We start from the raw sequence: 12,541 nt of genomic DNA, 5'->3' as shown, positions 1-12,541 counted from the left end.
ACCTGACATCATTAAGGGGATCGTATGAAGCATCCTGTTTCGCTTCTTTGTACTGCGCTGTGGCTGTGCGGGCTTTCTTCACTTTCATATGCCGCGGAGGTTCCCGAAGGAACGGTTCTGGCGCAAAAGCAGGAGCTGGTTCGACATATCAAAGATGAACCCGCTTCGCTCGATCCGGCAAAAGCGGTGGGATTGCCGGAGATACAGGTGATTCGCGACCTCTATGAAGGGCTGGTAAATCAGAACGAAAAAGGGGAGTTAGTTCCCGGCGTGGCGACGCGCTGGCAGAGCAATGACAACCGCGTCTGGACGTTCACGCTGCGGGATAACGCTAAGTGGTCTGACGGTACCCCAGTGACGGCACAAGATTTTGTCTATAGCTGGCGTCGTCTGGTTGATCCTAAAACAACGTCACCTTTCGCCTGGTTTGCGGCGCTGGCGGGCATTAACAATGCCCAGTCCATCATCGACGGCAAAGCTGCTCCGGATACGCTCGGCGTGACGGCGGTCGATGCTAAAACGCTGCGCGTGCAGCTGGACAAACCGCTACCCTGGTTCAGTAATCTGACGGCTAACTTCGCGTTTTATCCTGTTCAAAAGGCCAATGTGGAAAGCGGTAAGGAATGGACGCGCCCTGGCGCGCTCATTGGCAACGGTGCGTATGTGCTGAAAGATCGCGTGGTGAATGAAAAACTGGTGGTTGAGCCAAATTCTCATTACTGGGATAACGGCAGGACGGTGCTTAAAAAAGTCACCTTTGTGCCGATCAACCAGGAGTCCTCAGCGACCAAACGCTATCTTGCGGGCGATATCGATATTACAGAATCGTTTCCGAAAAACATGTACCAGAAGCTGCTTAAAGATATTCCGGGACAGGTATATACACCGCCACAGCTTGGGACCTATTACTACGCGTTTAACACGCAAAAAGGCCCAACCGCGGATGCCCGCGTACGTCTCGCGCTCAGCATGACTATAGACAGACGTATTATGGCGGAAAAAGTCCTGGGGACCGGTGAGAAACCGGCCTGGCATTTTACTCCCGATGTCACTGCGGGCTTTACGCCGGAAACCTCGCCATTTGAGCAGATGTCGCAGCAAGAGCTGAATGCGCAGGCGAAAACGTTGTTGCAGGCGGCAGGCTATGGCCCTCAGCGTCCGCTAAAATTAGCGCTGCTGTATAACACGTCTGAAAACCACCAGAAAATCGCGATTGCCGTTGCATCCATGTGGAAGAAAAATCTGGGTGTTGACGTTAAGTTGCAGAATCAGGAGTGGAAAACCTACATCGACAGCCGCAATACCGGGAATTTTGACGTCATCCGTGCATCGTGGGTAGGGGACTACAATGAGCCGTCTACATTCCTGTCGCTGCTGACCTCCTCCCATAGCGGGAATATCTCACGATTCAACGAGCCTGCTTACGATAAGATTATTCATCAGGCGACGCTCGAAACTACTGAAAAAGCGCGTAATGCCGACTACAACATGGCCGAGAAGATCCTCACCGAGAAAGCACCAATTGCCCCTATTTATCAGTACACCAATGGCCGTCTCATCAAGCCATGGGTTAAAGGTTATCCGATAAATAACCCGGAGGATGTTGCGTACAGCCGTACAATGTATATTGAAAAGCATTAAAAAAGAGGTCAGGGCGCTACGTGATTATGGTAAATATCCATTAACCGCATAAGCGCCCGCTCTCAGGGTTGATAGTTTTACAGCCTGATTATTACCAAATATCCCCTTCATATCAGCCCATCACTTATTGTCATGATGAATATCTTCAGAGAGATTCTTTCTCCCGTTTATCGAAAAACGCGTAGTCATTTATTCGCCATTCCTGTAGCAGTATAGTCATTACTGTTTTAAAGATTGAATTTGTCCGATACAGGATTTTTTCATATTCAGGCCATTTATTGAATTAAAGCCTTATTTCTCTGTGCTGTTACGGGGTGTGTTAATAAATGCATTGATGTAAATCAATTATTCAACCTCATGGAACAATAAGTTCAATATTTCCAATCAAAGCAGTCATTTCTGCCAAATTAATGTGAATAAATAGTTAATTTTTACTGTGTGTCATGTATCTATGGCATTTATGAGTACACTAATTTAGTGGAATATTCTTAAGAAAAGTCTAATGGTAGATCTTTGATCTGGAAAGTTGATTTCAAATGGACATTTGCTCTAATATGGCTTTGTAAAGAAACGTCACTCACTTAACATTTATTTCTTTTAAAGAAAGGGACTGCTATGGCCGATTCATTCCAGAATGAGGTGCCCAAGGCACGCATAAATTTAAAGCTGGCTCTGCATACAGGTGGCGCGCAAAAGAAAATCGAACTGCCACTTAAACTCCTCACCGTCGGTGATTTCAGTAATGGAAAAGAGAATCGCCCATTATCGGAAAGGGAGAAAATCAACGTCAATAAAAATAACTTCAACAGCGTACTTTCGGAATTTAACCCGGAAGTGAATCTGACGGTTCCTAACACAATGGCCGGGGATGGCTCGGAAGAAAGCATAAAACTGAATTTCTCCGATATTAAGGATTTCGAACCTGAACAGGTTGCCCGCCAGATCCCCCAGCTCCGCGCCATGCTGGCTATGCGTAATTTATTACGCGACCTCAAATCCAATCTTCTTGATACCGCCTCTGCCCGTGTCCGTATGAGCCTCGACACTATTCCGGAGCCGCTGACCCGCATGAAGGCGCAGCTCACGGCACTGGCTATGGAAAAGCAGGCGCTGCTGGAGGATATCGCGGTGGGCAATACCGCCCACGGCGAACGTCTGGCTGCCATCGGAGAGGAAGAAGTCGCCATCATTTTGCAGCTCGACGAACGGGAAACCCGGTACGGCCAGGAGCTGAAACTCACGGAAGAACTGCTTGCCTGCCGCACGGATATCTCCCGTCAGGGGGAGATTGCGGACCTTCAGATGCAGCTTACTGCCGTGCAGCAGAATACCCCGCTGCTGGGGCTGGATGTGGACGCGCGTACGGTTGCCACCGTTATCGCCGACTGGACCGGCGTACCGCTCTCCTCATTAATGAAGGACGAACAGACCGAACTGCTGAGTCTGGAGCAAAACCTCGGCGTACGGGTGGTCGGCCAGGACAGTGCACTGAATGCCATTGCGCAGCGCCTGCGCGCCAGCAAAACCGGTCTGGCGCCGGAGAACGGCCCGCAGGGCGTGTTCCTGCTTGTGGGGCCGAGCGGCACCGGCAAGACCGAAACCGCACTGGCGCTGGCCGATGAACTGTTCGGCGGCGAGAAGTCCCTTATCACCATCAACCTTTCGGAATACCAGGAGCCACACACCGTTTCGCAGCTTAAGGGCTCACCGCCGGGCTACGTGGGTTACGGCCAGGGCGGCATTCTGACCGAAGCCGTCCGTAAGCGCCCGTACAGCGTGGTGCTGCTGGATGAAGTGGAAAAGGCGCACCGGGACGTGATGAACCTGTTCTATCAGGTGTTTGACCGGGGCTTCATGCGCGACGGCGAGGGGCGGGAAATTGACTTCCGTAACACGGTGATTCTGATGACCTCCAACCTCGGCAGCGACCTCATCATGCAGATGCTGGAGGAACAGCCGGAGGCGACAGAGCCGGACCTGCATGAACTGCTGCGTCCTGTCCTGCGGGACCACTTCCAGCCCGCGCTGCTGGCGCGCTTCCAGACGGTGATTTACCGTCCGCTGGCAAAGGCAGCGATGCGTACCATTGTGGAGATGAAGCTGAATCAGGTGAGCAGACGCCTCAACCGTCACTACGGTATGACTACCCATATCAGCGAAAGCCTGTACGACGCGCTGACTGCCGCCTGCCTGCTGCCGGACACCGGGGCGCGTAATGTTGACAGCCTGCTGAACCAGCAGATTCTGCCGGTGCTGAGTCAGCAGCTGCTGAGCCATATGGCAGCGGGGCAGAAGCCGCATACCCTGACGCTCGGCTGGGATGAGGAAGAGGGCATAGTGCTCGAGTTTGACCGGACAGAAGGAGTGCACGCATGAGCAATAATCCCCCGCTAAGATTCAGCCACAGCCATCACCTGCTTTCGGTGAAGGGCTGCGATGCAGGGCTTGATGTGCTGGCGTTTGAGGGTGATGAAGCCCTGAGCACGCCGTTCAGCTACCGTACTGAATTCACCAGCGCGGACCATGCCATCAGCAAAGAGATGATGCTGATGAAAGCGGCTTCCCTGACGCTTCAGGCCCCGGTAGACCAGGGGTACGGCATCAAAATACAGCAGCCGGTGCGGGTGATTCAGGGCGTGGTCACGGGTTTTGAACGCCTGGGTACCTCAAAGGATGAAACCCGTTACGCAGTGACACTTGAGCCGCGTCTGGCCCTGCTCAGCCGCTCGCACCAGAACGCCATCTACCAGGATATGTCCGTCCCGCAGATTGTGGAGAAAATCCTGCGCGAGCGCCACGGCATGCGCGGCCAGGACTTCCTGTTCTCACTCTCAAAAGAGTATCCGCGCCGTGAGCAGGTGATGCAGTACGCTGAGGACGACCTGCACTTTATCACCCGCCTGCTGGGTGAGGTCGGTATCTGGTTCCGCTTCACCACCGACACGCGCCTCAACATTGACGTGGTGGAGTTTTACGACAGCCGGCAGGGATATGAGAAAGGCCTGACGCTGCCGTCGGTGCCGCCGTCAGGGCAGCACTCGCAGGGGGTGGACTCGGTGTGGGATATGGAGTGCCGTCATAAGGTGGTCCAGAAGGCGGTCAGCACCCGCGACTACAACTACCGTCAGGCCACGCAGGACATGAATACCCTGGTGGATGCGACCCGCGGGGATGTCACCACGTACGGTGAGGCCTATCACTGGGCGGATAACTACCTGACGCCGGGCAGCGCATATGACCGCAACCCGGCAGCGGAGTCCGGGGCGTTTTACGCCCGCATCCGTCACGAACGCTACCTGAATGACCAGACGCAGACCGTTGCCTTCACCAGTTGTCCGGAGCTCTCTCCGGGTATGCTGCTGAAAGTCACCGGCGGGTACGAAGTGGCGGAGGTGTTTGCGAAGGGCGTGGTTGTCACGGCGATGCACAGCCATGCGCAGCGTGATGCGGACTTTTGCGTCAGGTTTGACGGTATCCCGGACAGCCCGGATTTCAGTTTCCGCCCTGAGCCTGGTTCACGTCCGGTGATGGCCGGTACCTTACCGGCCCGCGTCACCAGTACAACCGAAAATGACACCTACGGGCATATCGATAAGGACGGCCGCTACCGCGTCAACATGCTGTTTGACCGTGAGAACTGGGAGACCGGGTTCGAGAGCCTGTGGGTCCGTCAGTCCCGCCCGTATGCGGGTGACACGTACGGCCTGCACCTGCCGCTGCTGGCGGGCACCGAGGTGGCGATTGGTTTTGAGGGCGGCAACCCGGACCGGCCGTACATTGCCGGCGTGCTGCACGACTCGGCGCACGGCGACCACGTCACCATCCGCAACTACAGACGCAACGTGCTGCGCACGCCGGCGAACAACAAAATCCGCCTCGACGACGAGCGCGGGAAAGAGCATATCAAGGTCAGTACGGAGTACGGCGGCAAGAGCCAGCTCAATCTCGGCCACCTGGTCGACAGCGAGAAACAGCAGCGCGGTGAGGGGTTTGAGCTCAGGACGGACAGCTGGGGCGCCATCCGGGCGCAGAAAGGGATTTTTATCAGTGCTGACGGCCAGGCGAAGGCGCAGGGCCAGGTCCTTGATATGGAGCCTGCACTCGCACGGCTTTCAGCAGCATTAGTGGAAATGGAATCCCTTGCTGCCTGCGCACAGCAGGCTCAGGCTCTGGCTGCCGATGTTGGCCGTCAGCAAAAACTCCTGAAGCAGAAAATTGAACAACTGCATGAAGAGGTGATTCTGGGCAGTGCGCCAAAAGGCATGGCACTGGTGAGCGGCGAAGATATGCAGCTATCAGCCAGTGATAATATGACGCTGACAGCGGGTAAACAGCTGGATGTCGGTGCGCAGAATGACTTTACGCTGGCGGCCGGTAAGCAACTCAGCCTGTACAGCCGTGAAGGAGCAAAACTGTTCAGCTCGCAAAACGACATTGATATTCAGGCGCAGGGCGGAAACATCACCACGTGGTCCACGCAGGATACGCATGTTTCAAGCGGCAGGAAAATGGTCATTACAGCACAGGACGAGCTGACGCTGATTTGTGGTGGTGGCTACATCAAAATCAACGGCGGAAATGTTGAGATTGGTGGTCCGGGTAAACTGCTGATTAAGAACACGGGCATCAGGAAAGCGGGCACGGGCAGTATGCAGGGGGTGATGAAGTCGTTTGAACCTTCTACGTTTGATGAGAAATTTGTCATCAGAAATGCATTAACCCAAGAGCCGCTTCCAGGAAAAGCCTATAAAATAACTATGCCAAACGGGTCAGTTGTCACTGGTATAACAGACGCGCAGGGGGCAACGACGCTTAATTCTTCGGATTTGATAGATGATATGATAATAACACTTACTGGTCGTTAAATAATATTAATGGAATACATATGTTAGGATTAATACTCTTTATAATGTGTTTATATTCTCTTGTAATTGGTAGCATCTTATATATTTTTGTTGGCTTTTTGCATAAACCTATTGATGGTGGGTGGAAAAAAACAGGCAAGTGGTGTATGTGTGTGGTTTTATCATATTTAATTATATATATCCTCCAATCACATGGTGTCCTAATAATAAGATAAGTGGCGGCTTGTCTAATAGATAAAAAAGGATGCTTCTAATGAGTGAAAAAACAGATACAACCAGGACTTTAGAGTTAAAGTATGACGACAATGGAAAACCTTCATGGCGTTCATGCCCTTCTCATAAGAATATAAAGGTCCGCGGAGGACGTGATTTACCTCCTCATCTCCCTGGTTTGATAATACTCGTCCATGGGGTTAACTCAACAGGTGAATGGTATCAAAATGCGGAAGAGTCTCTCTGCAAAGGATTAAATGACAGGTTAGGGCTCAATGGTTCTCAATTTGAATTGAAGCCGAACAAATATAGTACAGATTGTGAGAAGGAGGAAGGGAAAAGTAACTCGTCACCTTCACCTTTAGCTCGTAGAAAACTTATTGAAAATTCTGAGCGCTCTCCAATCATTCGATTCTATTGGGGGTATTCTTCTGTGAGGGGGGAAGAGGATAAATATATTATCCCGTTAGCTAATGCGGATGGTGAAGATTATCATGAAATGAAAAGAACAGGTATAAAACAAGATGACATTCAAAAAAAAGGGCCATATATATGGGGAGGTGGCCCATTCCAAAATGGCACGAATAACTTACACTCGCTTTGGAGTGACTATGGATTCGATGAGAATCTGGCGGGAATCTCTGGAGCAAAACTTCAGTATCTCAATGAAGATAAAGATAGACTTTTAACAAATGCTCCACCAAGAAAATACTATTCACATGCAGCTAAGAGATTAGCAGATCTTTTAGACCTTATCCGGGATAAATATCCAAATGATACGGTTAGTATTATCTCTCATAGCCAAGGGACAATGATTTCGCTAGCCGCAGTCGCATTAGCAAAAAAAAGGACCAGATACTCTTTTTATATTAAACTCCCCTTATGCAATGCATAATAGCCAGCTTAATGAGCTTTCAATTCCTCAGAAAGAGAGAATTTCTCCAAGCGGACGCGAAAATACATTATCATCAATAATTGAAAAAATTGCAAAGCAATCCACGCATCTGTCCTCTGTGGGTTATAAAGGGTTATGTGTAGGCAAGTTTACTGATAAAACGAATTGGAAGCCTGAAGGTGAGAATGTAATACGGGCTGGAAAAATACAAGAGCGTGATAATCATGGCAGAACGTATATTTATTTTTGCCCTCATGACCGAGTTATGGGGTCATTACCGCTTCGCTCGATAGGGTGGCAAGGGCTACCTAATGATAAAAATGGTAATCCACATCCATTAATTGTGAAATTTAAAAATAATTTGTACCAGAGGATGTTGGCCAGGAATACGCCATGCGGTTCTTATCCTGATAAGCAGACACCATTTGGTACTTTACCTGATGGAAAACCATTTTGGGATGATGATGGTGATAAATATCAAAGTAGTAGCATTACATATCCTGACCCTCCAAAATGGCAAACAGTGTTTGTAAATGCAGAGAAAGTCCCTGAGCCTATTAATCCCAGTGAGCTGGCCGAATTTGACGAAACCAGAGTAGGTAAAGAGCATGGCTCAAAACAACAGGATGGTTGGGGTGAGATAGCCCCTAAAACTGGAAAGAAAAATGACAATACATATGATAACTATGTCAATTTATATCCAAACCAAGATGTCGTAATCGGCTATAAGGAACTTCCAAGTGGTTATGTGCAAGAGATAACAAGGAAGGAAACTTTCGAAGAAAAAGATAAAAGGTTACGAACTTATGTTTCTCAACCAACAGATCACAGCACACTGCCCGGAAACAAGGAATTTATGACCAGAGTAGTAGCTTATGATTTACCGATAGGTTACTGCGATGCTACATGGGATAAAGAATTTCTTTCAACGCTCCGATATCTTGCTGATTGGACCACTGGCGCAGACCCTTATATGAACACTGGGGTTGTTGAAAGAATTAATGAACCTTCAATGATAAGTCGGGAAACGGGTATCGAGGAAATTATTCGAGAAAAGGCAAAGGAGTATGGTTATTAAATGAGTAGATACGTCGTTGTTTTAGGGGATGCCACTTCGCATGGTGGCAAAGTCACATCAGCCTCATCCAGTTTCGATATATCCGGTAAAAATGCCGCACTTTTGAATGATACTGTCAGTTGCCCGGAACACGGTATGAATAAAATTATTGAATGCGATGTTTCTGCGTATGAAGAAAACGGGCGTGGAATTGTATTGCATGGCTGCAAGACGCAGTGTGGTTCGAGTGTCATTGCAAGTTATGCAGCTATCAGTCAGTGATAATCTTACGCTGACAGCGGGTAAACAGCTGGATGTTGGTGCGCAGAAGGACTTTACGCTGGCGGCCGGTAAACAACTCAGCCTGTACAGCCGTGAAGGGGCAAAACTGTTCAGCTCGCAAAACGATATTGATATTCAGGCGCAGGGCGGAAACATCACCACATGGTCCACACAGGATACGCATATTTCAAGCGGCAGGAAAATAGTCATTACAGCACAGGACGAGCTGACGCTGATATGCGGTGGCGGCTACATCAAAATCAAAGGCGGGAATGTTGAGATTGGTGGTCCGGGTAAGCTGCCGATTAATAACGCGGGTATCAGGAAAGCGGACATAGGCAGTATGCAGGGGGTGATGAAGTCGTTTGAACCTTCTACGTTTGATGAGAAATTTGTCATCAGAAATGCGCTGACAAAAGAACCTATACCAGGTAAAGCGTACAAAATCACCATGCCAGATGGTTCTGTTGTTTCCGGTATTACAGATGCTTCTGGAGCAACGTCACTCAATTCTTCTGATGTTATCGGCAATATGATTATCAGCTTAGTAAAGGCGAATTAAGATGAGATGGAATCAGTCAGACAGGAAAGTCCTTACAATTATAGCCATTATTGGTGTATTCCTGTATGCCATTTATAAAGGCTTACAGTTCCTGGCAGGAGCCAGTATGGGAGCCAGTTTTGGGGTGGGTCTGGGAGGAATGAGCGGTTCTCAGAAGGTAGAAGAGTCACGAAAAGTTGAAACAGATGCTCCTGCTCAAATTATTTATCGCATAGATAAAAATCGATACCTGACGCTGGAAAACTACATATCCTGTGATAGGGGTGGACAAGTATATTACAATGACTCTCAGAGGGGAATAAAAACACACCTGGGATGGGATAACGATTTTTATGATTTCTCATATCGCCGGGGAAATAATATTGCGGCTTATCAAGGCTCTATTATTAATGGGGCGGATAATGGTTATCTGGCATTCCCTGGCGCATCTACCAGACAATATTGTGGTAGTGGAAGGTCAGAAACAGGTTGCCCTGTGTTTTTCTTCTTTTCAGCAGATCATGGGAACACATTTATATATAAAATTGTAGCTATGGAATACAGCACCCCAGAACGTTTTAGTCAGCTTAAAGTAGTAGTGGCTAATGATGGTGTTTATCTAAGGGATGAGTCTAAAACGGAGGATAGCTATTCTCGCCCTACAGGTCTCAATGACCTTAGCTCAGTGAATAAATTAAGGTTTTCTGACGGCAATTTAATCAGTGTTTATGATGACTGGCAGAAAAAAATTGATGAGTTAGTGAAAGAAGAACTGATAAGAAAAAAAATGCCCTATGCAAACGAGTATGGACCTAGATTTCATATATTCGACTATCTCAGAACATTAACGCCACCGAAAACACATGAGGAAAGGAATTTAATGGCAAACGAATTGTCTGAAATCCAGATTAGGATTGAAGATGAAGTTTATAAAGATGGAATTAAATTTCCGAAGCCTTCAACGTCAAGCATTGATGTTAAATATCAATGTAATAAAAATATTAAAGCTAAAACCATCACATATACTAATGAGTCAAATGGGAAAAAGGAGGTGGTGAAAAATGAACAATAATTATGAACCTGTTCGGGAACTTGAATGTAAGTTTGATGATAATGGGCATCCTTCCTGGCGTTCATTTCCCTCTCATAAAAATTGCCAAATCAGAGGTGGGTGTGATTTACCTCCACATTTGCCTGGAATTATTATTCTTGTACATGGTGTTAACTCGACAGGAGAATGGTTTTCAATTGCTGAGGACAAAATTTGTGAAGGCCTGAATAAGAGACTTGGATTAAAAGGGACTGATTATAAACTGGTGGCTAATAAATATATTTCTGATGAAAAAATAGAGATTGAACCTCTTATAGAAAGAGATTTGCCTGCGCCTAAGAAGGAAACCTCTCCAGTCATTCGCTTTTACTGGGGGTATGCTTCACCTAAAGGTAATGAAGATAAATATGATATACCGTTAGCCAATAGGAAAGGCGTTGATTACCATCACTTAAAAAGGCAAGGCATGCCTCATGAAAATATTATTGCTCAGGGGCCATTTTTCTGGGGCGGCGGGCCATTCCAGAACGGTACAAATAATCTGCACTCTTTATGGGGTGAGACAGGGTTTAAAGAGAGAGTAGCAGGTATCAAAGTCCAGTGGTTTAATGAAGACAAAGATCGCCTGTTAACCAATGCGCCACCGCGAAAATACTACGCGCATGCTGCAAAACGCCTTGCAGACCTGGTTGACAGTATTCGTAATAAATATCCCAAAGATACAGTAACCATTATTTCTCACAGCCAGGGAACCATGGTTGCAATGGCTGCGGTAGCGATAGCCAGGAATGCACCTGATGCATTATTTGTACTTAATTCTCCTTATGCACTGGATCATAACGATCTTAATGGGGCGTCACTTCCGGCAGATGAGTGCATTTCGCCAGAAGGGCGGCAGAATACGTTATCTGCCATCATTGATAAGGTGGCTTCCAGAAAAAATCATTTATCATCACTGGGCTATGAAGGGCTTTGTGTCGGACAGACGGCAGATAAAAAGAACTGGCGACCAGATGTCGCTCTTGCCAGTGAAAGTGGCAGCAGTCTTGCCGAACGAGATAACCACGGACGCACTTATATTTACTTCTGTCCTCATGATCGAGTTATGGGGTCACGTCCGCTACGCTCAATTGGCTGGCAGGGATTACCCAATAATTCTCAGGGGCAGCCTCATCCTCTGCTGAAAAAGCATCAGGGAAATTTATTTCAGCGCATGCTGGCTCGCAGTACTCCATGTGGCGAAGCGCCAAATCCCGCAACACCTTTTGCAAAATTGCCGGATGGTAAACCGTTCTGGGATGATAAAGGCGACAAGTATCAAAGCAGTAGTTTCACCTATCCAGATCCTCCGGAATGGCAAACGGTTTTTATTAATGCCGAAAAGGTACCTGAACCTATAGATGCTGCAAAATTAGCTAATTTTGATGTATCACGTGTTGGAGCTGAACAGGATGACAGACAGATAGATGGCTGGGGGGAAATTAATCCGGATAAAAATCTAAAAAACGACAATACCTATGACAATTACATCAATTTATACCCCAATCAGGATATTGTGATTGGATTTAAAAATGTGGGAACTGAATCTGAGCCCCGAATGGTGCCTGTGACCCGTAAGGAGACATTTGAAGAAAAGGATCTTCGCATAAGAACCTATGTTTCTCAGCCCACGGATCATAGTACTCTTCCTATGCGTGCTGATTTCATGTCTCAGGTGGTGGCATATGATTTACCGATTGGGTATTGCGATGCAACCTGGGATAAAGAATTTATGGCAGATTTACGGCGAAAAGCGGACTGGACGCAGGGAGAGGATCCTTATCTCTCCAGTGGAGAGCCAGACAAAGTACCTGAACCTGATTTAATTAGTCAGGACACTGTTGTTGATGAATTTTATAAAGAGCAAAGTAAGCTGCCAGCATATAGAGCTGTAAATAAAGCATAAACACACTTCGGTAGGTTGTTGTTCAGTGAGTTTGCTAAAATTCAACGCTAT

The 12,541-nt window shown here is 47.9% G+C and carries 7 protein-coding genes and 2 pseudogenes; all 9 read left to right on the top strand.

Going from position 1 to position 12,541, the window contains the following annotated elements; translation table 11 throughout:
* Positions 1–24 precede the first annotated feature (24 nt).
* Positions 25–1,641 (top strand): peptide ABC transporter substrate-binding protein, encoded by a 1,617-nt coding sequence (locus ACOTXL_RS02010; protein WP_045350831.1) that lies wholly within the window; start codon positions 25–27, stop codon positions 1,639–1,641.
* A 615-nt stretch (positions 1,642–2,256) separates the two neighbouring features.
* A complete protein-coding gene (gene tssB / locus ACOTXL_RS02005; protein WP_072223366.1) occupies positions 2,257–4,017 on the top strand; it encodes a type VI secretion system contractile sheath small subunit in 1,761 nt (586 codons plus the stop codon).
* On the top strand, positions 4,014–6,506 hold the full coding sequence (locus ACOTXL_RS02000) for a type VI secretion system Vgr family protein (RefSeq protein ID WP_045350047.1): 2,493 nt from the start codon (positions 4,014–4,016) through the stop codon (positions 6,504–6,506). The genes tssB and ACOTXL_RS02000 overlap by 4 nt, the downstream gene beginning before the upstream one ends.
* A 244-nt stretch (positions 6,507–6,750) precedes the next feature.
* A pseudogene (locus ACOTXL_RS01995) lies at positions 6,751–7,864 on the top strand (T6SS effector phospholipase Tle3 domain-containing protein); the annotation flags it as partial.
* A gap of 15 nt (positions 7,865–7,879) precedes the next feature.
* Positions 7,880–8,692: an effector protein Tle3 domain-containing protein gene (locus ACOTXL_RS01990; protein WP_251842631.1), complete on the top strand. Its 813-nt coding sequence runs from the start codon at positions 7,880–7,882 to the stop codon at positions 8,690–8,692.
* Positions 8,693–8,953 (top strand): PAAR domain-containing protein, encoded by a 261-nt coding sequence (locus ACOTXL_RS01985; protein WP_072050214.1) that lies wholly within the window; start codon positions 8,693–8,695, stop codon positions 8,951–8,953.
* Positions 8,919–9,515 (top strand): annotated as a pseudogene (locus ACOTXL_RS01980) (DUF2345 domain-containing protein); the annotation flags it as partial. The gene ACOTXL_RS01985 and the pseudogene ACOTXL_RS01980, both read left to right, overlap by 35 nt.
* A gap of 1 nt (position 9,516) precedes the next feature.
* A complete protein-coding gene (locus ACOTXL_RS01975; protein ID WP_045350043.1) occupies positions 9,517–10,566 on the top strand; it encodes a T6SS immunity protein Tli3 family protein in 1,050 nt (349 codons plus the stop codon).
* The gene (locus ACOTXL_RS01970; protein WP_045350042.1) at positions 10,556–12,490 is read left to right on the top strand and encodes a T6SS effector phospholipase Tle3 domain-containing protein; all 1,935 of its coding nucleotides are present in this window, start codon (positions 10,556–10,558) and stop codon (positions 12,488–12,490) included. The genes ACOTXL_RS01975 and ACOTXL_RS01970 overlap by 11 nt, the downstream gene beginning before the upstream one ends.
* Positions 12,491–12,541: the final 51 nt, after the last annotated feature.

The sequence above is a fragment of the Enterobacter cloacae complex sp. IR5402 genome (assembly GCF_049238125.1).
GTDB classification, from domain to species: Bacteria; Pseudomonadota; Gammaproteobacteria; order Enterobacterales; family Enterobacteriaceae; genus Enterobacter; species Enterobacter hormaechei_C.
This window is presented reverse-complemented; position numbering and strand designations above follow the sequence as displayed.

Bases quoted from the DNA above. Each gene is read 5' to 3' on its own strand.
- ACOTXL_RS02010 (WP_045350831.1), top strand. From the start codon at position 25: ATGAAGCATCCTGTTTCGCTTCTTTGTACTGCGCTGTGGCTGTGCGGG.
- tssB (WP_072223366.1), top strand. From the start codon at position 2,257: ATGGCCGATTCATTCCAGAATGAGGTGCCCAAGGCACGCATAAATTTA.
- ACOTXL_RS02000 (WP_045350047.1), top strand. From the start codon at position 4,014: ATGAGCAATAATCCCCCGCTAAGATTCAGCCACAGCCATCACCTGCTT.
- ACOTXL_RS01990 (WP_251842631.1), top strand. From the start codon at position 7,880: ATGGGGTCATTACCGCTTCGCTCGATAGGGTGGCAAGGGCTACCTAAT.
- ACOTXL_RS01985 (WP_072050214.1), top strand. From the start codon at position 8,693: ATGAGTAGATACGTCGTTGTTTTAGGGGATGCCACTTCGCATGGTGGC.
- ACOTXL_RS01975 (WP_045350043.1), top strand. From the start codon at position 9,517: ATGAGATGGAATCAGTCAGACAGGAAAGTCCTTACAATTATAGCCATT.
- ACOTXL_RS01970 (WP_045350042.1), top strand. From the start codon at position 10,556: ATGAACAATAATTATGAACCTGTTCGGGAACTTGAATGTAAGTTTGAT.